At 70.7% G+C, this 21,236-nt stretch carries 19 protein-coding genes; 15 read left to right on the forward strand and 4 right to left on the reverse strand.

Annotation, left to right across the window (positions count from 1 at the left end):
* Positions 1–84 precede the first annotated feature (84 nt).
* From ftsZ to ACS5Q7_RS11530, 5 genes are all read left to right on the forward strand, one after another.
* A complete protein-coding gene (ftsZ, locus tag ACS5Q7_RS11510) occupies positions 85–1,845 on the forward strand; it encodes a cell division protein FtsZ (RefSeq protein WP_478339450.1) in 1,761 nt (586 codons plus the stop codon).
* Between the two features lie 389 nt (positions 1,846–2,234).
* Complete coding sequence (gene lpxC / locus ACS5Q7_RS11515; protein WP_478339451.1) at positions 2,235–3,179, forward strand: UDP-3-O-acyl-N-acetylglucosamine deacetylase; 945 nt, start codon at positions 2,235–2,237, stop codon at positions 3,177–3,179.
* 213 nt (positions 3,180–3,392) lie between these two features.
* Positions 3,393–4,274, forward strand: coding sequence for an outer membrane protein assembly factor BamD (locus tag ACS5Q7_RS11520; RefSeq protein WP_478339452.1), 882 nt, complete (start codon positions 3,393–3,395; stop codon positions 4,272–4,274).
* A 187-nt stretch (positions 4,275–4,461) separates the two neighbouring features.
* A complete protein-coding gene (recN, locus tag ACS5Q7_RS11525; protein WP_478339748.1) occupies positions 4,462–6,129 on the forward strand; it encodes a DNA repair protein RecN in 1,668 nt (555 codons plus the stop codon).
* 140 nt (positions 6,130–6,269) lie between these two features.
* The gene (locus ACS5Q7_RS11530; RefSeq protein WP_478339453.1) at positions 6,270–6,467 is read left to right on the forward strand and encodes a hypothetical protein; all 198 of its coding nucleotides are present in this window, start codon (positions 6,270–6,272) and stop codon (positions 6,465–6,467) included.
* A 7-nt stretch (positions 6,468–6,474) separates the two neighbouring features.
* Here the strand turns inward: ACS5Q7_RS11530 and ACS5Q7_RS11535 are convergent, their stop codons facing one another.
* Entirely contained in the window at positions 6,475–6,720 is a 246-nt protein-coding gene (locus tag ACS5Q7_RS11535; protein WP_478339454.1) for a hypothetical protein, read from the reverse strand.
* A 321-nt stretch (positions 6,721–7,041) separates the two neighbouring features.
* On the opposite strand from ACS5Q7_RS11535, the gene pstS reads away from it, so the two are divergent.
* From pstS to phoB, 6 genes are all read left to right on the forward strand, one after another.
* Positions 7,042–8,082, forward strand: coding sequence for a phosphate ABC transporter substrate-binding protein PstS (gene pstS / locus ACS5Q7_RS11540; RefSeq protein ID WP_478339455.1), 1,041 nt, complete (start codon positions 7,042–7,044; stop codon positions 8,080–8,082).
* 101 nt (positions 8,083–8,183) lie between these two features.
* Positions 8,184–9,158 carry a phosphate ABC transporter permease subunit PstC gene (gene pstC, locus ACS5Q7_RS11545; protein WP_478339456.1) on the forward strand — a complete coding sequence of 325 codons (975 nt, stop codon included), beginning with the start codon at positions 8,184–8,186 and terminating at the stop codon, positions 9,156–9,158.
* A gap of 13 nt (positions 9,159–9,171) precedes the next feature.
* Entirely contained in the window at positions 9,172–10,065 is an 894-nt protein-coding gene (gene pstA, locus ACS5Q7_RS11550) for a phosphate ABC transporter permease PstA (protein WP_478339457.1), read from the forward strand.
* A 36-nt stretch (positions 10,066–10,101) separates the two neighbouring features.
* Positions 10,102–10,917 (forward strand): phosphate ABC transporter ATP-binding protein PstB, encoded by an 816-nt coding sequence (gene pstB, locus ACS5Q7_RS11555; protein ID WP_478339458.1) that lies wholly within the window; start codon positions 10,102–10,104, stop codon positions 10,915–10,917.
* A gap of 31 nt (positions 10,918–10,948) precedes the next feature.
* Positions 10,949–11,662 carry a phosphate signaling complex protein PhoU gene (gene phoU, locus ACS5Q7_RS11560; RefSeq protein ID WP_478339459.1) on the forward strand — a complete coding sequence of 238 codons (714 nt, stop codon included), beginning with the start codon at positions 10,949–10,951 and terminating at the stop codon, positions 11,660–11,662.
* A 110-nt stretch (positions 11,663–11,772) separates the two neighbouring features.
* Positions 11,773–12,468, forward strand: coding sequence for a phosphate regulon transcriptional regulator PhoB (phoB, locus tag ACS5Q7_RS11565; RefSeq protein ID WP_478339460.1), 696 nt, complete (start codon positions 11,773–11,775; stop codon positions 12,466–12,468).
* 4 nt (positions 12,469–12,472) lie between these two features.
* Here the strand turns inward: phoB and ACS5Q7_RS11570 are convergent, their stop codons facing one another.
* From ACS5Q7_RS11570 to ACS5Q7_RS11580, 3 genes are all read right to left on the reverse strand, one after another.
* Positions 12,473–14,605 (reverse strand): protein-disulfide reductase DsbD family protein, encoded by a 2,133-nt coding sequence (locus ACS5Q7_RS11570; RefSeq protein WP_478339461.1) that lies wholly within the window; start codon positions 14,603–14,605, stop codon positions 12,473–12,475.
* A 73-nt stretch (positions 14,606–14,678) separates the two neighbouring features.
* Complete coding sequence (locus ACS5Q7_RS11575; RefSeq protein ID WP_478339462.1) at positions 14,679–16,505, reverse strand: M24 family metallopeptidase; 1,827 nt, start codon at positions 16,503–16,505, stop codon at positions 14,679–14,681.
* A 40-nt stretch (positions 16,506–16,545) separates the two neighbouring features.
* Positions 16,546–17,484 carry a 50S ribosomal protein L11 methyltransferase gene (locus tag ACS5Q7_RS11580; RefSeq protein ID WP_478339463.1) on the reverse strand — a complete coding sequence of 313 codons (939 nt, stop codon included), beginning with the start codon at positions 17,482–17,484 and terminating at the stop codon, positions 16,546–16,548.
* A gap of 131 nt (positions 17,485–17,615) precedes the next feature.
* On the opposite strand from ACS5Q7_RS11580, the gene ACS5Q7_RS11585 reads away from it, so the two are divergent.
* The 4 genes from ACS5Q7_RS11585 to modC all read left to right on the forward strand — a co-directional run bounded on the left by ACS5Q7_RS11585 (position 17,616) and on the right by modC (position 20,897).
* Positions 17,616–17,903: a hypothetical protein gene (locus ACS5Q7_RS11585; RefSeq protein WP_243956884.1), complete on the forward strand. Its 288-nt coding sequence runs from the start codon at positions 17,616–17,618 to the stop codon at positions 17,901–17,903.
* Between the two features lie 93 nt (positions 17,904–17,996).
* Positions 17,997–18,809 (forward strand): molybdate ABC transporter substrate-binding protein, encoded by an 813-nt coding sequence (gene modA, locus ACS5Q7_RS11590; protein ID WP_478339464.1) that lies wholly within the window; start codon positions 17,997–17,999, stop codon positions 18,807–18,809.
* Positions 18,810–19,095: 286 nt separating this feature from the next.
* Positions 19,096–19,791, forward strand: coding sequence for a molybdate ABC transporter permease subunit (modB, locus tag ACS5Q7_RS11595; protein ID WP_478339465.1), 696 nt, complete (start codon positions 19,096–19,098; stop codon positions 19,789–19,791).
* Positions 19,788–20,897, forward strand: a complete 1,110-nt coding sequence (modC, locus tag ACS5Q7_RS11600) for a molybdenum ABC transporter ATP-binding protein (RefSeq protein ID WP_478339466.1) — start codon at positions 19,788–19,790, stop codon at positions 20,895–20,897. The genes modB and modC overlap by 4 nt, the downstream gene beginning before the upstream one ends.
* Positions 20,898–21,236 lie beyond the last annotated feature (339 nt).

Here is a 21,236-nt window from a genome sequence, read left to right on the forward strand (position 1 = left end):
CCCGGCAGGGGCGGGGATCGACGACCGACAAACCGGCGCCGTGAGGCGCCAAGCGACAGCGACGTTCAGCAGAGGCTCGACACCATGGCCATCTCCCTCCAGGCGCCGGACATCCGGGAACTCAAGCCCCGCATCACCGTCTTCGGCGTCGGCGGCGCCGGCGGCAACGCGGTCAACAACATGATCGAGTCCGGCCTGCTGGGCTGCGAGTTCGTGGTGGCCAACACCGATGCCCAGGCGCTCACCTCCTCGAAGGCCGAGCGGGTCATCCAGATGGGCCTCAACGTCACGCAGGGTCTCGGCGCCGGCTCGCACCCGGAAGTCGGCTCGGCGGCGGCCGACGAGGTGATCGACGAGATCCGTGACCAGCTCTCCGGCGCCCACATGTGCTTCATCACCGCCGGCATGGGCGGCGGCACCGGCACCGGCGCGGCCCCGGTCATCGCCCGCGCCGCCCGCGACATGGGCATCCTCACCGTCGGCGTCGTGACGAAGCCGTTCCAGTTCGAGGGCGTCCGCCGGATGCGCACGGCCGAGTCCGGCATCCAGGAGCTTCAGGCGGCGGTCGACACCCTGATCGTCATCCCGAACCAGAACCTGTTCCGGGTCGCCAACGAGAAGACCACCTTCGCCGACGCCTTCGCGATGGCGGACCAGGTGCTCTACTCGGGCGTCGCCTGCATCACCGACCTGATGGTCAAGGAAGGCCTCATCAACCTCGACTTCGCCGACGTGCGCGCGATCATGCGCGGCATGGGCAAGGCGATGATGGGCACCGGCGAGGCTTCCGGCGAGAAGCGCGCCAACCGTGCCGCGGAAGCCGCCATCGCCAACCCGCTCCTCGACGACGTGTCGATGAAGGGTGCGCGCGGCCTGCTGATCTCGATCACCGGCGGTTCCGACCTCACCCTCTACGAGCTAGACGAGGCCGCCACCCGCATCCGCGAGGAGGTCGATCAGGACGCCAACATCATCCTGGGCGCCACCTTCGACGAGAGCCTCGACGGCATCATCCGCGTGTCGGTGGTCGCCACCGGCATCGAGCCGGCGCTGATCTCGGCGAACTCGCCGAACAACCCGGCCGTTGCCGAGACCGAGCAGCGCATCGCCGAGGTGGCCGAGCGCCTGCGCGCCGAGGCCCGCGCCCGCGCCGCCTCGCCGGTGCCGAGCATCCGCACGGACTCGATCGCCTCCGCCCTGGCCCCCGTCCAGGCGCCCGTCGCCCCGGCCGCCCCCGCCCCGGTCGCGCCCTCCATCGAGCAGCGCCTCGACATCCGCCCGGAGCCGGCCCCGGTGACGACCCGCGACGACGTGCTGCTCGCCCCCGTGCAGCCGCGCGCCGCCGCCCCGTTCGTGCCCGCGCCCGTCGCGCCCCAGCCCGAGCCGGCGCCGCAGCACCATGCCGGCCCGTTCGTGCCGCCGCGCCCGGCCGCGCCGGTTTCGAACCCGGCCGTCGCCCGCGCCCCGCGCATGCCGCAGATCCACGAGCTGCCCCCGATCGCCCAGAACCAGCTGATGGCGAGCCGCGCCGCCGAGGAGTCCGCGCCGGAATCCAAGCGGACCTCGCTGCTGCGCCGCCTCGCCACCGTCGGCTTCGGCGGACGGCGTGAGGACGAGGCCGCTCCGGCCCCGCGCGCCGCCGCGATGCCGCCGGCTCCGCCCGCGCCGGCCGCCTACCAGGCGCCGCTGCCCCCGGCGCCCCGTGCTCCGATGCCGCCGGCTCCGCAGTACCGTCCGGCGCAGGGCAACCTCGACGGCCAGGGCCGCACCCTGCCGCAACAGCCCCGGATGATGGACGACGACCAGCTCGAGATCCCGGCCTTCCTCCGCCGTCAAGCGAACTGATCGCCACCTTAACCGACACTATTCAACCTCACGTTGTGCAATCCTTTGGGATTGCATGGCGTGAGGTCTCGTCGTATCGGTGCTGGGGCTGTGCATATGATGCATCGGCGCCACAGATCGGCCATGGATCGGCCGCGCGTTAACCAATTTTTAACTCATTGGACGCGTTGCGCTTTCTTCGAATCCCGATCCGGTCCAGCTTGTAACAAGCGGTAAGAATCCGTGATTTGGCTGGCCTGCCGAGCGCGGCTATAGCTAATCCCGTAAGAACGAGCGTGCCGCGGGGATACAACCTGTCAGCGGTATAGGGGCATCAAGCAGCGGACGGATCGAGGCGCACGCCACCCGAACCGGGATGGCGAAGCCGGATTGCGGCCGAGGGCTCAGGAATGCGAACGAATAATCAGACCACCCTCAAGGCGGCGGCCACGCTCTCCGGCGTCGGCGTCCACTCCGGGAACCCCGCCGGGATCACGATCCGGCCCGCTCCCGCAAACCACGGCATCGCTTTCCTCCGCACCGGTACCCCCCTCGGCAACGACCGTCTCATCAAGGCCCACCACGCCCTCGTTTCCGCCACCGAACTCTGCACCGTCATCGGTGACGTCGAGACCGGGGCCGTCGCCACCATCGAACATCTGATGTCCGCCCTCTTCGGATTGGGCGTCGACAACGCCCTGATCGAGATCGACGGGCCCGAACTTCCCATCCTCGACGGTTCCGCCAAGCTCTTCGTGGAGGCCATCGACGCCGTCGGCCTCGCCTCCTGCGGCGCCCCCAAGCGGTGGCTGAAGGTCCTGCGCCCGGTACGCATCGAGGTGGGCCGCGCCTTCGCCGAACTCCGCCCCATCGACTGGGGCTTCCGCCTCGACGTCGAGATCGATTTCGACAACCCGGTGATCGGTCGCTCGCGCAAGGCCATGGACCTGTCGCCGGCGTCCTATCGTCGTGAGGTCGCGGATGCCCGCACCTTCGGCATGATGAAGGACGTGGAGCGCTACTGGAAGGCGGGCTTCGCGCTCGGCGCCTCGCTCGAGAACACCGTCGCGGTGGGCGAGAACGGCGTCGTGAACCCCGAGGGCCTGCGCTTCCCCGACGAGTTCGTCCGCCACAAGATCCTCGACGCGGTGGGCGACCTCGCCCTCGCCGGCCTGCCGATCCAAGGGGCCTACCGCTCCTATTGCGGCGGCCACCGCATGAATGTCGGCGTCCTGTCCGCCCTGTTCTCGGACCGCGCCAACTACGCCATCGTCGAGGCCGCCGGCAGTCGCCAGGGCACCCTCGTCGATCTCGGCGCGAGCCTCGGCCTCGCCGCCTTCGCCGCCGACGTCTGAGGCGGACGAGCCGGGTCGCCCTCGGGGCTGTGTCCGGCGCACAACACTGCGCATCCGAAGCGAAACGCCTCACCATCGCCGCTTTCGCGCCAGAATCGAGCGTCACGGTTTAAGCGCCCGTAAATGGCGGGTCCGGCTCCCCGGGGCCGGTGACCACCACGGGTTGGCATCCCGGCGGCGAAAACCGCTCCGGGTGGGGGAAAGAGCGCGAGAATGCCTGTTACCATTCGTCTTCGCGGCCTTACGGCCCTGGCGGCTCCGCTCGTGGCCGTGCTGGGCCTTGGCCTCGGCGGCTGCGACTTCGATCCCACCGGGATCTTCGCCGAGAAGTACAAGCCCGAGGTCGTGCCGGACGTGCCGGCCGACAAGCTCTACAGCGAGGGCTTGGCGAAGATGGAGGACAGCGACTACGAAGGCGCCGTCAAGAAGTTCGACAGCCTCGACAAGACGTACCAGTACTCGGACTGGTCGCGGAAGGCGCTGTTGATGACGGCCTACGCGAATTACGAGGGCCAGAAGTACGACGACGCGATCAACGCCTCGAAACTGTACTTGCAGCGGCACCCGTCCAGCAAGGACGCGGCCTACGCGCAGTACCTGATCGCCATGTCGAACTACAAGCAGATCCCGGACGTGACCCGCGACCAGGACCGCTCGGAGAAGGCCCTCGTCGCCCTGCAGGAACTCGTCCAGCGCTATCCGACCTCGGAATACGCGGCGGACGCCAAGGCCAAGATCCAGATCACCCGCGACCAGCTCGCCGGCAAGGAGATGGATATCGGCCGCTACTACCTGGAGAAGCGCAACTTCCCGGCGGCGATCAACCGCTTCCGCGACGTGGTCTCCAAGTACCAGACCACCCGCCACGCCGAGGAAGCCCTGGAGCGCCTGACCGAGGCGTATTGGGCGCTGGGCATCCCGCAGGAGGCGCAGAACGCCGCCGCCGTGCTCGGCCACAACTTCCCGGACTCGCCCTGGTACAAGGACGCGCACGCACTCCTCGCCAGCAACGGCCTGGAGCCGCGCGAGGAGAAGTCCTCGTTCCTCTCGAAGGCCTTCCGGTCGATCACCGGGCGCACCGCCTCGGCCGAGTAAGCCGCAGCGCGCAAGCGACATCGCGAAAGCCCGGAGCCGCCGCTCCGGGCTTTCTGCGTTTTGGGCGGCAAGTGCGGGTGCCGCGAAGATTTGGGGTGAATCGCGTCGGCGTCCGGCTTATGTACGCACTCCGTTCCCGGAAGCGTGCTTCCGGTTCCCCTCGGCCCCTGGGATGCCCCGCCGCAGCATGCTCGCGCAGCTCGCGATCCGCGACATCGTACTGATCGATAAGCTCGCGTTGAATTTCCGCGAGGGGCTCAGCGTTCTCACGGGTGAGACCGGCGCGGGCAAGTCGATCCTGCTCGATGCCTTCGCCCTGGCGCTCGGGGGGCGCGGCGACGGGCGCCTCGTGCGCTCCGGCGAATCGCAGGGCGGCGTGACGGCGGTGTTCGACGTGCCCCTCGACCATCCGGCGAGGCGGATCGCCGCCGAGGCCGAGATCGACACCGAGGGCGACCTGATCCTGCGCCGGACCCAGATGGCGGACGGGCGCACCCGCGCCTTCGTCAACGATCAGGCGGTGGGCGTGCAGGTGCTGCGGGCCATCGGCGCCGCCCTGGTGGAGATCCACGGCCAGCACGACGACCGGGCCCTGGCGGACCCCGCCTCGCACCGAGCGATCCTCGACGCGTTCGGCGGGCTCCAGCCGCAGGTCGCCAAGGTCGGCGCCGCCGCCCGCGCCCTGCGCGCCGCCCGCGCCGCCTTCGCCGAGCACAAGGAGAAGGTCGAGACCGCCCGGCGCGAGGCCGACTTCCTGCGCCATGCCGTCGAGGAACTCGGCGACCTGAACCCGCTTCCGGGCGAGGAGGCGAGCCTCGCCGAGCGCCGCACGGTGATGCAGCAATCGGAGAAGATCGCCCGCGAGCTCAACGAGGCGCTGGACGCGACGGGCGGCTCGCATTCGGCCGTCCCGCATCTCTCGGCGGCGATGCGCAAGCTGGAGCGCCGGGCGGCGCTGCTGCCTGCCCTGGTCGAGCCCTGCGTGAACGCCCTCGACGCGGCCTTGGTCGCCCTCGACGAGGCGCGGGCCGCCCTGGAGAACGCGGTGGCGGAATCCGAATTCGACCCGCGCGAGTTGGAGCGCGTCGAGGAACGGCTCTTCGCGCTGCGCGCGGCGGCGCGGAAATACAACGTCGCCGCCGACGACCTCGCCGATCTCGCGGGCCGCTTCGCCTCGGACGTCGCCGCCATCGACGCGGGCGAGGCGGAACTCGCCACCCTCGAAGCCGCGCAGGACAAGGCGGAGGCCGCCTATGCCGCCGCCGCCGAGGCCCTGAGCGCCGGCCGCCGGAAGGCGGCGCGCAAGCTCGACGCGGCGGTGCAGGCCGAGCTGCCGCCCCTGAAGCTCGAACGCGCCCGGTTCATCACCGAGATCGCGACCGACCCCGCCTCCCGCGATGCGGCCGGCATCGACCGGGTGGAGTTCTGGGCACAGACCAACCCCGGGACCAAGCCCGGTCCGATGATGCGCGTCGCCTCGGGGGGCGAGCTGTCCCGCTTCATGCTGGCCCTGAAGGTGGTGCTGGCGGACAAGGGCTCAGCCCCGACTTTGATCTTCGACGAGATCGACACCGGCGTCGGCGGCGCGGTGGCCGACGCGATCGGCCTGCGCCTCTCGCGGCTCGCGGAGACGGTGCAGGTCATCGCCGTCACCCATGCGCCGCAGGTCGCCGCGCGGGCGGCCACGCACCTGCTGATCGCCAAGGCACCGGTGAAGGGGGCGGGGAGGGTGGCCACCCGCGTCTCGACGCTGCCCGTGGAAGATCGCCGCGAAGAAATCGCCCGCATGCTGGCCGGGGCAACGGTGACCGACGAAGCCCGTGCCGCAGCAGCCCGGTTGTTACTGGATGTCTGACATGTACAGGATCGTCGCAGGGTCCTGATTAAGCTTAACGATAGGTTGACGGTAACCCATGGTTAACCAAGTTGGGAGAGGGTAACCGTCACTCGTCCCGTATTCGAGGGCCGAGACGGTTTTCGGTATCGGAGAGGACCATGAGCCGGACTGTCGCCCAGGCAGGAAGACAAGCCGCATTCGAGAAGCCGGCCGGCGGTGTCGATACCGGACATCTCGGACAGAGCCTGCGCAGGATCTACGAAGGCAGCATCGACACGCAGCCGATCCCCGATTCGCAGATCGACCTGCTGCTGCGCCTGCGCCACAAGGAACGTGATCGCCGTCAGGCCGTCTGAGGCCGCCTCACCAGCGACGGGCGCCGGGTTGGCGCCCGTATTCCGCCGCCCTGATCCGGGTGAGCACCCGATCCAGGCTGAGGAGCAGATCCGCCTCCTCGCGCTCGGCATCCCCGGCCTCGGCCGCATCCTTCGCGACCCGCCGCCGCGTCTGGACCAGGGCCAGCGCCCGCTCCAATCCCTCGCGCTCCTCGTGAAGCTCGCGCCAGGCGGCGTCCGGATCGTCGTCCTCCTTCGCCGGCCCTGTCACCACGTCTCAGTCCTTCCGAAGCCCCGTCGCCCGCAGCCTCAGGCGGGCGCGTCGATGCGACATCAACGCAATGGGCCGCCATAGCGTGCCATGGGCTCCGACAGGGGCCGGGCGCGGTGTTTTTCCGGAATGTTTCCAAGCCGGAACGGATCGAAAAATCAGATTCTTACCGCAGCGCGAAAGTACGGACACGGCGGGGTTGTCATAGCCTTGTCATACGACCGTCGTACCGCCCCGAGCGCCGGCCGGACCCTTCCGTGCCCCTTGGATCTGCGCCGTATCGCCCCAGGCCCACGGGCGCAGTCAACCGAGACGGAGACACCCTTGAAACCCTTCGCTTACGCGCTCGCCCTCGGCCTCGCGACGGCCCAGCTCGCTTCCGCGGCCCTCGCCGCCGACATCACCGGTGCGGGAGCCACCTTCCCCTTCCCGGTCTATTCCAAGTGGGCGGAAGCCTACCGCAAGGAGACCGGCACGGGCCTGAACTATCAGTCGATCGGTTCCGGCGGCGGCATCAAGCAGATCCAGGCCAAGACCGTCGATTTCGGCGCCACCGACGCCCCCCTGAAGGGTGAGCAGCTCGCCAAGGACGGCCTCGTCCAGTTCCCGACCGTGATGGGCGGCGTCGTCACCGTGGTGAACATCCCCGGCGTCGAGGCCGGCAAGCTGAAGCTGACCGGCGAACTCATCGCCGACATCTACGCCGGCAAGATCGCCAAGTGGTCCGACCCGCGCATCGCCAAGCTGAACGAGGGCGTGAAGCTCCCCGACGCGAACGTGACCCCGGTCTACCGCTCGGACGCCTCGGGCACGACGAACATCTTCACGACCTACCTCTCGCAGGCCTCCGAGACCTGGAAGAAGGACTTCGGCGCCGCCACCACCATTTCCTGGCCCGTCGGCCAGGGCGGCAAGGGCAACGAGGGCGTGACCGCCACCGTGAAGCAGGTTCCGAACTCGATCGGCTACGTCGAGTCCGCCTACGCCAAGCAGAACAAGCTGGCCTACACGCTGATCCAGAACAAGGACGGCAAGTTCCCCGAGCCGACCGACAAGGCGTTCCAGGCGGCCGCCGCCAGCGCCGACTGGAAGGCCGCTCCGGGCTTCGGCATCTCGCTCACCAACCAGGCGGGCGCCGATTCCTGGCCGATCACCGCCGCGACCTTCATCCTCGTCTACAAGGAGCCGGCCGATCCGGCGAAGGCCGCCGACGTGCTCAAGTTCTTCGACTGGGCGTACAAGAACGGCGACAAGCTCGCCTCGGATCTCGACTACGTTCCGCTGCCGGACAACGTCGTCGGCCTGATCCACGACGAGTGGAAGACCATCAAGGGCAAGGACGGCAAGCCCGTCTTCGGCATGTGATCTCGGAACTTTAGTTCCCGCGCGGGGAGGGGGCTTCAGGCTCCCTCCCTCGCGTCGCGGTTGCCACCGCGTTAGAAGTCCATCCTCTCAGAGAATCGCGGATGCCCGCCTTGACGCAGTCCATCGCCCTCGCCGAGACGCGCTCCGCCCCGCGCAAGGGTCCGAGCCGTGGCCTCGATGCGGTGTTCCGCGCCTGCTCCTACGCCGCCGCCCTGCTCGTGCTGCTGGTGCTCGCCGGAATCCTCGGCTCGATCATCTACGGCGGCTACCCCGCCTTCCGCGAATTCGGCTTCGGCTTCCTCACCTCCAGCGCCTGGAACATCGGCACCGAGCAATACGGCGCCCTGGTCGCGGTGATCGGCACCGTCGCCTCGGCCCTGCTCGCCCTGCTGATCGGCGTGCCGGTCTCCCTCGGCATCGCGATCTTCCTCACGCAGCTCTGCCCCGGCTGGGCGCGCAAGCCCGTCGCCATGACGATCGAGCTGCTCGCCGCCGTGCCGAGCATCATCTACGGCATGTGGGGCCTGTTCATCTTCGCGCCCCTCTTCGCGCGGTTCGTACAGATCCCGGTCTCGAACGTCGTCGAGGGGATGCCTGTGGTCGGCACACTGCTCTACGCCCGGGTCCCTTCGGGGGTCGGCATCTTCACCGCCGGCATCATCCTGGCGATCATGATCGTGCCGTTCATCGCCTCCATCGCCCGCGACATGCTGGACCAGATCCCCACGGTCCTGCGCGAGAGCGCCTACGGCATCGGCTGCACCACCTGGGAGGTGGTGCGCCACGTCCTCGTGCCGCAGGCCGCCGTGTCGATCATCGGCGCGATCATGCTGGGCCTCGGCCGGGCGCTCGGCGAGACGATGGCGGTGACCTTCGTGGTCGGCAACGCCAACCGGCTCTCGGCCTCGATCTTCGATCCGTCCTCGACCATCGCCTCGCGGATCGCCAACGAGTTCAACGAGGCGGACGGGCTCCAGCTGAACGCCCTGATGGCGCTGGGCTGCATCCTGTTCGTCATCACCTTCATCGTGCTGATCGTCGCGCGTCTGCTGACGCGCCGCGTCCGGGCCGCCTGAGGAGCTCATCCCCATGGATGCCACGAACCCCCTCGTGACCAGCGCCCCCCCGCTCCGCGCCAGCCGCGTCCGCCCCGGCCGCCGGATCGCGGACCGGACGCTTCGGGTCTCCTGCCTGCTCGCGACCGTGGTCGGCGCGCTGGTCCTCGGCTCGATCCTGCTGATGCTCATCGTCGAGGGCATCCAGGGCTTCAGCCCCAACCTGTTCACGCAGCCGACCCCCGGCCCCGGCTCGGAAGGCGGCGGCATCGCCAACGCCATCCTCGGCAGCCTCGTGCTCACCACCATCGGCATCGTGGTGGCGACGCCAGTCGGCGTGATGGCGGGCACCTACCTCGCGGAATACGGGCGGGGCTCGAAGCTCGCGGACGTGATCCGCTTCCTGAACGACATCCTGCTCTCGGCACCGTCGATCCTGATCGGCCTGTTCGTCTACACCCTGATGGTGCGGCCGATGGGGACTTATTCCGGCTGGGCCGGCGGCGTGGCGCTGGCGATCATCGCCGTGCCGGTGATCGTGCGCACCACCGAGGACATGCTGCGCCTCGTGCCCGGCACCCTGCGCGAGGCGGGCGCGGCACTCGGCGCCCCGCCCTCCAAGGTCATCACCTCGGTGACGTGGCGCGCCGCCTCGGCGGGCATCGTGACGGGCATCATCCTGGCGCTCGCCCGCATCGCCGGCGAGACCGCGCCGCTGCTCTTCACCGCGCTCAACAACAATTCCTGGTTCTCACCCAACCTGATGGGCGGCGTCGCGAACCTTCCGGTGATGATCTACCAGTTCGCCCTCTCGCCCTATCCGAACTGGCAAGGCCTCGCCTGGGCCGGCGCCCTGCTCATCACCGGGACCATCCTGGCCCTGTCGATCATCGCCCGCCTGGTGATCAAGCCCCAGAACGCCCGCTGAGGGCGTGACGTTCGACCCCATCACGAGGACATGACGATGAACGCCGCCTCCGCGCTGCCGACCGGGGACCTCAGCCGTGGCAACGCCGCCGCCGACCGGGCCATCCGCATCGCCGTCAAGAACCTCAACTTCTATTACGGGTCGTTCCACGGCCTGAAGAACGTCAACCTCAACTTCCACGACCGGAAGGTCACGGCGCTGATCGGCCCCTCGGGCTGCGGGAAGTCGACCCTGCTGCGCTGCTTCAACCGCATCTACAGCCTCTACCCGGAGCAGCGCGCCGAGGGTGAGATCCTCCTCGACGGCAGCAACGTCCTCGATTCCAGCGTCGACCTGAACGAGCTGCGCTCGCGCATCGGCATGGTGTTCCAGAAGCCGACGCCCTTCCCGATGTCGATCTACGACAACGTCGCCTTCGGCCTGCGCCTCTACGAGAAGCTGCCCAATGCCGACCTCGACGTCCGTGTCGAGGAATCGCTGCGCAAGTCCGCCCTGTGGGACGAGGTGAAGGACAAGCTCAAGCAGCCCGGCACCGGCCTCTCCGGCGGCCAGCAGCAGCGCCTCTGCATCGCCCGCACCGTGGCGCAGAAGCCGGAGGTGATCCTGTTCGACGAGCCGACCTCGGCCCTCGACCCGATCTCCACGGGCCGCATCGAGGAGTTGATGGAGCAGCTGCGCGACGAGTTCACCATCGTGATCGTCACGCACAACATGCAGCAGGCCGCCCGCATCTCGCAGTACACGGCGTTCATGTATCTCGGCGAGCTGGTCGAATTCGGCCAGACCGACAAGATCTTCATGAACCCGAACGAGCGTAAGACGCAGGACTACATCACCGGCCGCTTCGGCTGAGCCACCGACCACCAACCGCAGAGGTCTCGCCATGCCCGGCCACATCGTCACGTCCTACGACACGGACCTGGAAGACCTGCGCCGCTCGATCTCGGAGATGGGCGGTGTCGCGGAGAAGATGACCGGCGAGGCGACCCTCGCGCTGGCCCGCCAGGACGAGAACCTCGCCCAGACCGTCATCCTCGCCGACAAGCGCCTCGATACGCTCCAGCGCGAGATCGAGGAGAAGGCCGTCCTGCTCATCGCCCGGCGCCAGCCGCTGGCGGTCGACCTGCGCGAGACCATCTCCGCGATCCGCGTCTCGGGCGATCTGGAGCGCATCGGCGACCTTGCCAAGAACGTCGCCAAGCGCGTCACGGCCATCGCCGACCAGGCGCCCGCGCAGAAGATCGTGCTCGGCGTGCGCCACATGAGCGACCTCGCGGAGGGGCAGCTCAAGGACGTACTCGACGCCTATGCCAGCCGCGACACCAAGGCGGCGCATGACGTGTGGGAGCGCGACGGCGAGATCGACGCCCTCTACAATTCGCTGTTCCGCGAACTCCTGACCTACATGATGGAAGATCCGCGCAACATCTCGTTCTGCACGCATCTGCTGTTCTGCGCGAAGAACGTCGAGCGGATCGGCGACCACACCACCAACATCGCCGAGACGATCCATTACCTCGCCACCGGCGAGATCTTCATGGGCGACCGGCCGAAAAACGACGCCTCGAACTACGCGACCGTCACCCCCGGCGCGTGAACCAACGCCGTCACCGCCCCGGCGGCGGTGACGGTTCGAGCGTAGCAGCGTTGCCCGACCCCTCGGTCGCCTCCGGCCGGGGGGATCGGGCGTGGAATGGACCATCGAGCATGCGTGTCCTGATCGTCGAGGACGAAGAGGCGCTCACCACCCTCCTGCGGTACAACCTTGAGGCGGAAGGCTTCAGCGTCGATGCCGCCGCGCGCGGCGACGACGCCGAACTGCTCCTCGCCGAGCGCACGCCGGACCTCGTCCTTCTGGATTGGATGCTGCCGGGCCTGTCCGGCATCGAACTGTGCCGCCGCATCCGCGCCCGCCGCGAGACCGAGCGCCTGCCGGTCATCATGCTGACCGCCCGGGGCGAGGAGGGGGACCGCGTGCGCGGCCTCGGCACAGGGGCGGACGATTACATCGTCAAGCCGTTCTCCGTGCCCGAACTCCTCGCCCGCGTCAGGGCGCTGCTGCGCCGGGCCAAGCCCGCCCATGTAGCCGACCGGCTGGCGGCGGGGGACATCGAGCTCGACCGCACCGGCCACCGGGTCCGGCGCGGGGGCCACGAATTGCATCTCGGGCCGACCGAGTTCCGCCTGCTGGAATTCCTGATGCTCAGCCCCGGCCGGGTCTTCTCCCGCGAGCAATTGCTCGACGGGGTCTGGGGGCACGACGTCTACATCGACGAGCGCACCGTGGACGTGCATGTCGGCCGCCTGCGCAAGGCGCTGAACGGCCCGCGCCAGACCGACCCCATCCGCACCGTGCGCGGCTCCGGCTACGCCTTCGACGAGACCTTCTCGCTGGAGCCGTAGGGCGTCAGCGCGCCTCGGCCGTGCGGTCGGGGATCGCGGCCAGCGCCTCGAGCACCGTGCCCTCGGTGAGGATCTGCGGCAGGATCGTGGGATCGCCACCGCCCGCGTAGAGCAGGTAGAGCGGCACGCCGCTGCGGCCGTGCCGTTCCAGCAGGCGGGTGATCTCGGGGTTCTGGTTGGTCCAGTCGCCCTTCAGGTAGGTCACGCCCTTCGCCCGCATCGCCGCCTGCACCGACGGCCGCGACAGCGAGGTGGTCTCGTTGACGGCGCAGGTGATGCACCACGCCGCCGTCAGGTTCACGAAGACCGGCCGGCGCGCGTCCCGCAGGGTGTCGAGCCGGGCTTGGCTATAGGGCTCGGTGCCCTCGGCGGCGGCCTGCGCCGCCGGCACCGCCCGCTGCTGGGAGAGCCCGAAGCCGAGCGTCACCACGGCGATGATCGCGAGGCCGGCGAGGCCCTGGAAGATCCGCTCCCCGAGGGCCGTCGTGCCCCGGCTGCGCTCCCAGGCCCAGGCGGCGAAGCCCACCAGCACCACGCCGATCAGGGCCGCGAACAGCCCCCGCGCATCGACCTGCTGCGCCAGCACCCAGATCAGCCACGCCGCCGTCGCGTAGACCGGGAAGGCCAGGGCCTGCTTCAGCGTCTCCATCCACGCGCCCGGGCGCGGCAGCACCCGCACGGCGCCGGGCCACAGGGTGAGGGCCAGGAAGGGCAGGGAGAGGCCGAGCCCCAGGGCGGCGAACACGGCGAGCGCCACGGCCGGCCCCTGCGTCAGGGCGAAACCCACCGCCGCGCCCATGAACGGCGCCGTGCAGGGGGTGGCGACAAGGGTCGCGAGCACGCCGGTGAAGAACGAGCCCGGCAGCCCCGCCCGCCGCGCCAGCCCGTCGCCGAGGCCGGTGAAGCGTCCGCCGAGGCTGAACACCCCCGACAGGCTCAAGCCCACCGCGACGAGGAGATAGGCGAGCCCCGCCACGACCGGCGGCGATTGCAACTGGAAGCCCCAGCCGAGGCTCGCCCCGCCGCCCTTCAGGGCGATCAGCAGGCCGGCGAGGGCGAGGAAGCTCGCGAGCACGCCGGCCGTGTAGGCGAGGCCGTGCAGGCGCACGCGGGTCCGGCTCTCGCCCGATTGGCGCACGAGGCCGAGCACCTTGATCGAGAGCACCGGGAAGACGCAGGGCATCAGGTTGAGGATCAGCCCCCCGAGCAGGGCGAGGCCGATGGCGGCGAGCAGGGTCGGCTGGTCCGCCGCCGGGACGGGCGGGGCGCCGGCCGCCGCCGGAGGGGCGACGGCGGCGGAGGGAACCTGCGCCGGCTCGTCGCCATAGGCGAAGGCGAGGCGGACAAGGCCGTTGCCGGTGTCCTCCTCCACCGTCAGCACGCCGGGCAGGGAGAGGGGGAAGGTCTTGTCGTCGCCCCGTGTCAGGCTGAGGTGCAGGCCCTGGTCGTCGACGCTGAGAGTTTGCTCGGCGGCGTTGTCGAAGGCGGTCTCGCCATAGGGGAAATAGGCGGCGGACTTGATCGAGTCGGCCCGCAGGCCGCTCGTGGCGAAGTCCAGGCGGATGCGGTCGCCCTCGCGGGACAGGCGCATCGGCCAGACGGGGGCGACGGGCAGGGCCGCCCGCGCGCGGGTGAACAGGGCGGCGTTGGCGGGGTCCGGCGTCGGCTTGCCCACGGGGAGGGTCAGGGCGAGGTCGGCCGCGCCCGGCACGCATTCGGTCTCGCAGACGAGATAGGTGAGCTTGCCCGCGATCCGCACCGGCTCGGCCGGGTCGAGGCTCGGCGGCGGCGTGACGGGGACGAGGAGCGTCACCTCGTCCTCGTAGCCGTAGTTCATGAGCGTCGCGATGGGGATGCGGTGCGGCGCCGGCCAGCGGATCGCCCCCGTGCCGAAGCCGGCGGGCAGCGTCCACGTCACCTCCGGCGGCAGGCCGGAATCGCCGGGGTTGCGCCAATAGACGTGCCAGCCACGCTTGAGCTTCATGTGCACGGCGAGGGTGAAGGGCGTTCCCCCCGCCACCGCCGAAGGCTCGGCCACGAGGCTCGCCCGCACGAGGTCCGCCGGCACGCGGAAACCCTGCGCCAAAGCGGGGCCGCAACAGAGGCAGGCGAGGATCAGGAGAAGGCGGGCGATCATGCGGGACTCTTCGCGCCGGGCGGCGGGAGGTTTCTCGGCCTCCGCACCGGCTTAATTGGGGCAGGGGCGGGCCTTACGCCCCGAGGGGTTCCGTCGCGGCCTCCAGCCAGCCCCGCGTCGGCGCATCGAGGAGCGGCGACAGCGCCTCCCGCACGCGGGCGTGGTAGGCGTCGATCCAGGCGCGCTCGCCGGGTTCCAGCAGGGACGCGTCGATGAGGCGCCTGTCGTAGGGCGCGAGGGTCAGGGTCTCGAAGCCGAGGACCGGCCGCTCGCCGCCCGGCACCTCGCGGGGCTCCACGAGGACGAGGTTCTCGATGCGGATGCCGTAGCGCCCGGCGGCGTAATAACCCGGCTCGTTCGAGAGGATCATACCGGGTTCGAGCGCCACGGTGCCGGTCTTGGCGATGCGCTGCGGCCCCTCATGCACCGAGAGGAAGGCGCCGACCCCGTGGCCGGTGCCGTGGTCGAAATCGAGCCCGGCCCGCCACAGGGGCAGGCGGGCGAAGCCATCGATCTGCGCGCCGTTCGTGCCCTTGGGAAACACGGCGCGGGAGATGGCGATGTGGCCCTGCAGCACCCGCGTGTAGCGGTCCCGCATCTCCGCCGTGGGCTCACCGATGGCGAGGGTGCGGGTGATGTCGGTGGTGCCGTCGGCATATTGCGCGCCGGAATCCACGAGGAACAATTCGCCCGGACGCACCGTCCGGTCGGTCTCCCGCGTCACCCGGTAATGGACGATGGCGCCATTGGCGCCGGAGCCGGAGATGGTCGGGAAGGAGACGTCGCGCAGGTCGCCCCCCTCGGCGCGGAAATTTTCCAGCGCCTCGACGGCGGTGATCTCGGTGAGGTCGCCCCGCGCCGCCGCGCCGTCGAGCCACGCCAGGAAGCGCACCACGCTCGCGCCGTCGCGGCGGTGGGCCTCGCGGGTGCCGGCAATCTCCGCCGCGTTCTTCACCGCCTTCATCGCGGTGATCGGGTCCTTCCCGACATCGACCGTGCCGCCGGCCGATTCCACGCGCTCCTTGAGGGCGACGGCGCCCGTGGCCCCGTCGAGGCGGACGCGGGCCCCGGACAGGGCGGCGATGCCCTCGTCGAGGTCGAGGCGCGCGCCGATCTCCGCGATGGGGTCGAGCGCCGCGCGCAACGCCGGGTCGATGTCGCCGGAGACGAGGTAGAGCCGCGCCCGGCCCTCGCGAGGCAGGATGGCGTAGCCGAGAGCGAGAGGCGTGTGGCCGACATCGCCGCCGCGCAGGTTGAACGCCCAGGCGAGGTTGTGCGGGTCCGAGATCACCAGGGCATCGCAGGAATCGGCGACGAGCGCCGCGCGCACCCGGGCGAGCTTGTCGGACGCCGCCTCACCCGCGAGGGATTCGGGCTGCGCCACCACCTGGCCGGAGGGGGGCTTCGGCCGCCCGGCCCAGCAGGAATCGACCGGGTTCTCCGGCAGCGCGCGCAGGGAGCCGCCGGCCTTGGCCACCGCCCGTTCGAGCCGCGCGATCCCGTCCGGCGTGTGCAGCCAGGGATCGTAGCCGAGCACCCTGTCGCGGCCGAGATGCTCGCCGATCCAGGCTTCCGCGCTGGTCTCGGCCAGGGGCACCACGCTCACCACGCCGGTATCGACCTGCGCGGGCGCCTGCAGGGTGTAGCGCCCGTCCACGACGAGGGCGGCGGCGTCGGTGAGGATCACGGCGGTGCCGGCCGAGCCGGTGAAGCCGGTGAGCCAGGCCAGCCGCTCCGCGTCGGCGGGGACGTATTCCGATTGGTGCTCGTCGGCGCGGGGCACCACGAACCCGTCGACGCCCGCCTCGCGCAGCGCGGCGCGCAGGGCCGCGATCCGCTCCGGCCCCTTGCGGTGGCCGGGATCGTCGAAGGTCTGGAAGCGGCGGCGGGACTCGGTCATGCGGGGAGCCTATCGCCCGCGAGGCTCGGCCCGCAACGGGTCACGGCGTCCGCACGGAGTGAGTCCGATGGCGCGGCGCGGCGCCGCCCCGGCGCAGGACGAGGTGGACCCACCCCTCGATCACGCCGCGCTTCGACAGCGCGAAGCCCTGGTGGCGATAGGCCGAGAGGACGCCCGGCACGTCGCGCTCGATCAGGCCCGACAGGACCAGCGTGCCCCCCGGCGCCACGACGCGGGCGAGGCTTGGGGCGAGCAGCCGCAGGGGCCGCGCGAGGATGTTGGCGAAGACGAGATCGAAATGCCGGTCCCGCGCCGCCATGCGGTGGCGGGTGCCGCCGGCATGGTAGAGCTTCAGCCAGGGGCCGAGGCCGTTGAGGCGGGCGTTCTCCCGCGCGGTGGTCACGGCCTCGCCGTCGAGGTCGCCGGCCACGACCGGGCGGCGCAACTCCTTGGCGGCGGCGAAGGCCAGGATGCCCGTGCCGGTGCCGACATCAAGGACATGGCGCGGCCGGCGGCGCTTGCGCTCGGCGACCAGCGCCCGCAGGCAGCCCAACGTCGTGCCGTGATGGCCGGTGCCGAAGGCCAGCGCCGCCTCGATCTCGATGGCGAGGTCGTTCGCCCGCCGCGCGTCCCGGTCGTGGGAGCCGTGGATCAGGAAGCGGCCGGCGCGCACCGGCTTCAGCCCTTCGAGGGCGGAGCGCACCCAATCCTGCTCCGCGATGGTACGGAATTCGGCCTCGTCGGCCTGCGCGCCGATCACCGGCCGGATCAGGCCGCGGACGAACGCCTCGTCGGGCTCGTCGGCGAAATAGGCTTCGAGGCGCCACGTCTTCCCGTCCTCGTCCTCGAAGGCGGCGACCGCCGTCTCGGTGGGGTCGAACATCTCGCCCAGGAGGTCGGTCATCGCCCGCGCCGACTTCTCGTCGGTGTCGAGGCGGAGGACGTGAGTCGGGCGGTGGGGCGGCAGGCCTTCGAGCATGATCGCCCTGTTAGCGCGCCCGCCCGTCGCGGCACAGGGGCTGGCGCGAAATCGTGCCGGTTCGGACACGCTCCCGCGATTCTTTCTCAACCATGCACAGGAATGCGGCATCGTGGCCGGCCGTTGACCACATGAGCCTGGAACCCGCGCAGGGCGACGACGTTTTTGCCGGCTTCGTCACGAAGTCGTTCAAGGGAAGCGTAAGAGTGAAGCGTTCGAGTCGTCCCCTCCCTGGCCAATCCGGCCCGTTCGGGCCGATCGTTCTGGCGCAGTCGGCCAAAGCCCGACGCGACGCCCGTTACGGCGCGCCTCTGCCGGATTCGCCCCTGCCGGGCCGCCTGCTCGTGGCCCTCAGCCGCCTCCACCGCGCCGAGGGCACCCCGTCCCTCGCCGCCGGGCAGACCTCCGACGAGGCCTGACCGCACATCACCCCTTGCCGGATTTCGCTCCGGTCATAAGATCATCGCGATAGCCGGCCGGATATAACGGTCCGGCCGGCGAGGGGTGTCTTCATGCCGATCACACGACGCATCTGGCTCGCGGCGGCGCTGGCGGCGCTGCCGCTGGTGTCGGGTTCGCCCGCACGGGCAGCGGAGCCGGTGGTGGTCTTCGCCGCCGCGAGCCTCAAGAACGCCCTCGACGACGCCACCGCCCTCTGGACGAAGGACACGGGCAAGACGGCGCGGATCTCGTATGCCGGCTCGAACGCGCTGGCCAAGCAGATCGAGGCCGGGGCGCCGGCCGACCTGTTCATCTCGGCCGACGAGGCCTGGATGGACTATGCCGACAAGGCTGGCGCGATCCGGCCCGGCAGCCGGTTCAACTTCCTGCGCAACGCCCTGGTGCTGATCGCCCCGGCGGGGGCCAATGCGGGGTCGGACCCGCAGATCGCCCTGGCGCCGGACCTCGGCACGACGCTGTCCAAGGCGCTAGCCGGCGGCAAGCTCGCCATGGCCAACACCGAGGCGGTGCCGGCGGGCAAGTACGGCAAGGCGGCCCTGGACAAGCTCGGCGGCTGGGATGCGGTGAAGGGGCAGGTGGCGCAGGCCGAGAACGTGCGGGCGGCTCTGCTCCTCGTCGCCCGGGGCGAGGCACCGCTCGGCATCGTCTACGCCACCGATGCCGCCGCCGACCGCAGCGTGCGGGTGGTGGCGACCTTCCCCTCCGACAGCCACCCGCCCATCGTCTACCCGGCGGCCCTGACGAAGGACTCGCGGAACCCGGATGCGGAGGCCCTGCTGGCCTTCCTGAAGAGCGCCCCGGCGCGGGCGGCCTTCGAGCGGCAGGGCTTCACGGTGATCGGTGCGCCCGGCAGCGGGCATTGAGGGAGATCGAGGGGGGCCTTCTATCCGATGGCCTCATCCTGATGGTCGGGCTGGGAAGCCTGAGCGGCCCCATTATCCCGGTCCGTCTTTGCGAGCGTCAGCGAAGCAATCCAGGGCAGCGGGACGTCTCGAGACGTTGGCGATTCCCTGGATTGCTTCGCTGCGCTCGCAATGACGGGGGTGGTCTTCGCCGTTCCGGCCAGAGTCCGAGTGCCGGCGCCAGCGGGCCTCGGGATGAGGAACAGGGTAGGAGAAGCGTGTCGTCGACGGCGGTGAGAAACATCCGATGAATCTCGGCCTAGGCCCCGAGGAGTGGCAGGCCGTCCTGCTCAGCCTTCAGGTGGCGACCTTGGCCACGCTCGTCTCCCTGCCCCTCGGGCTCGGGGTGGCGTGGCTGCTGGCGCGGCGGCGCTTTCCGGGGCGGGCGCTCCTTGACGGGCTCGTCCACCTGCCCCTGATCCTGCCGCCGGTCGTCACCGGCTACCTGCTCCTCCTCGCCTTCGGCCGGAAGGGCGTGTTCGGCGCGCCGCTCGCGGAGTTCGGCATCGTCTTCGCCTTCCGCTGGACCGGGGCGGCGCTCGCCTGCGCGGTGATGGGCTTCCCCCTGATGGTGCGGGCGATGCGCCTGTCCTTGGAGGCGGTCGATGCCCGGCTGGAGGACGCGGCCGGGACGCTCGGGGCTTCGCCCCTCATGGTGTTCCTCACCGTCACCCTACCGCTGAGCCTGCCCGGCTGCCTCGCCGGGGCGGTGCTCGCCTTCGCCAAGGCGATGGGCGAGTTCGGCGCGACCATCACCTTCGTCTCGAACATCCCCGGGCAGACGCAGACCCTGCCCTCGGCGATCTACACCCTCACCCAGGTTCCGGGCGGGGAGGGGCCGGCTCTGCGCCTCACCCTCGTCTCCGTCGCCCTGTCGATCACGGCCCTCCTCGTCTCCGAGGCGCTGGCCGCCCGCGCCGGGCGCCGGCTGGGGGCCAGATGACGGAGCCGGCCCTCGCCGTCGATGTCGCCCTCCGGCGGGGGGCGTTCACGCTGGAGGCGTCCTTCGCCGCCGGGCCGGGGCTCACCGCCCTGTTCGGATGCTCGGGCTCCGGCAAGACCACGCTGATCGACCTGATCGCCGGCCTCGCCCGGCCCGACCGGGGGCGGATCGTGGCCGGCGGCCATGTCCTCGTGGACACGGCGGCCAAGCGCTTCCTGCCGCCGCACCGCCGCCGGGTCGGCGTGGTGTTCCAGGACGCGCGGCTGTTCCCGCATCTCAGCGTCGCGCAGAACCTCGCCTATGGCCGCGTCTTCGCCCGCCTGCCCCACGATCCGGCGGAGTTCGCCGCCATCACCGGGATGCTCGGCATCGAAGGGCTCCTCGCACGGCAGCCAGCGGGCCTGTCGGGGGGCGAACGCCAGCGCGTCGCCCTCGGCCGGGCGCTGCTCGCCAAGCCCCGGCTGCTCCTGATGGACGAACCGCTGGCGGCCCTCGACGAAGCCCGCAAGGCCGAGATCCTGCCTTATATCGAGCGCCTGCGCGACGAGGCGGGCGTGCCCATCGTCTATGTCAGCCATTCCGTCGCGGAGGTGGCGCGGCTCGCCGCCACCCTCGTCGTGCTCGATGCGGGCCGCGTCGCCGCGACCGGCCCCGCCGAAACCCTCCTGCGCCGCGCCGACCTGATCCCCCTGCACGGGGAGCCCGGCGCCCTCCTCGACATGGTGGTGGAGGGCCGCGACCCGCAGACCGGCCTCACCCGCCTCACCGGTCGGGCCGGGACGCTGCTGGTGCCCGACCTCGCCCGGCCGCCGGGCACGGGCGTGCGGGTCCGCATCCCCGCGCGGGACGTGCTGGTGGCCACGGCGATGCCGCCGGGTCTCTCCGCCCGCAACGCCCTGCCGGGCCGGGTGGCCGCCCTGGCCCCGGCGGGCACGGGGGTGCTGGTGGAGATCGATTGCGGCGGCGCCCTCCTCACCGCCCGCCTGACGGAGGCCGCCGTGCGCGACCTCGGCCTCGTTCTGGGCCGGGAGGTGGTGGCGATCATCAAGAGCGCGGCCTTCGACCCCGCCGGCTTCGGGACCGGGCGGCCGACCATCGCGATCTGAGGGGCGACGGGGCAGCGCTTCCGGCAGGACCGGGGGCCATGGCGATGCGGCCGCCGATGGCCCACCCCGTCATTGCGAGGCGGAGCCGAAGCAATCCAGGGCGCGACGGGTCCGGACAAGGCAGTGCCGGCTGGATTGCTTCGCTGTCGCTCGCAATGACGGGGTCGGGTCTGGCCCCGCCCGGATGATGTCAGCCGATCTGCGTCAGCAGGGTGAGGGCGCCGAAGATCAGCACCGCCGCGACGGACACACCGAGCAAGATCAGGCTCGCCCGCGATTCCTGCATGTCGGACGACATCGCGTCTCCCCCCTTTGGTCTTGCGGGCCGGTGCGTGTCCA

The organism is Methylobacterium sp. Gmos3, assembly GCF_056430985.1.

Coding starts and splice junctions, on each gene's coding strand:
- pstB (WP_478339458.1), top strand. CDS start 10,102: ATGAACGCCGCCTCCGCGCTGCCGACCGGGGACCTCAGCCGTGGCAAC.
- pstC (WP_478339456.1), top strand. CDS start 8,184: ATGCCCGCCTTGACGCAGTCCATCGCCCTCGCCGAGACGCGCTCCGCC.
- ACS5Q7_RS11580 (WP_478339463.1), bottom strand. CDS start 17,484: ATGCTCGAAGGCCTGCCGCCCCACCGCCCGACTCACGTCCTCCGCCTC.
- ftsZ (WP_478339450.1), top strand. CDS start 85: ATGGCCATCTCCCTCCAGGCGCCGGACATCCGGGAACTCAAGCCCCGC.
- pstA (WP_478339457.1), top strand. CDS start 9,172: ATGGATGCCACGAACCCCCTCGTGACCAGCGCCCCCCCGCTCCGCGCC.
- ACS5Q7_RS11520 (WP_478339452.1), top strand. CDS start 3,393: ATGCCTGTTACCATTCGTCTTCGCGGCCTTACGGCCCTGGCGGCTCCG.
- ACS5Q7_RS11570 (WP_478339461.1), bottom strand. CDS start 14,605: ATGATCGCCCGCCTTCTCCTGATCCTCGCCTGCCTCTGTTGCGGCCCC.
- recN (WP_478339748.1), top strand. CDS start 4,462: ATGCTCGCGCAGCTCGCGATCCGCGACATCGTACTGATCGATAAGCTC.
- ACS5Q7_RS11585 (WP_243956884.1), top strand. CDS start 17,616: ATGAGCCTGGAACCCGCGCAGGGCGACGACGTTTTTGCCGGCTTCGTC.
- ACS5Q7_RS11530 (WP_478339453.1), top strand. CDS start 6,270: ATGAGCCGGACTGTCGCCCAGGCAGGAAGACAAGCCGCATTCGAGAAG.
- modB (WP_478339465.1), top strand. CDS start 19,096: ATGAATCTCGGCCTAGGCCCCGAGGAGTGGCAGGCCGTCCTGCTCAGC.
- phoB (WP_478339460.1), top strand. CDS start 11,773: ATGCGTGTCCTGATCGTCGAGGACGAAGAGGCGCTCACCACCCTCCTG.
- lpxC (WP_478339451.1), top strand. CDS start 2,235: ATGCGAACGAATAATCAGACCACCCTCAAGGCGGCGGCCACGCTCTCC.
- modA (WP_478339464.1), top strand. CDS start 17,997: ATGCCGATCACACGACGCATCTGGCTCGCGGCGGCGCTGGCGGCGCTG.
- ACS5Q7_RS11575 (WP_478339462.1), bottom strand. CDS start 16,505: ATGACCGAGTCCCGCCGCCGCTTCCAGACCTTCGACGATCCCGGCCAC.
- phoU (WP_478339459.1), top strand. CDS start 10,949: ATGCCCGGCCACATCGTCACGTCCTACGACACGGACCTGGAAGACCTG.
- modC (WP_478339466.1), top strand. CDS start 19,788: ATGACGGAGCCGGCCCTCGCCGTCGATGTCGCCCTCCGGCGGGGGGCG.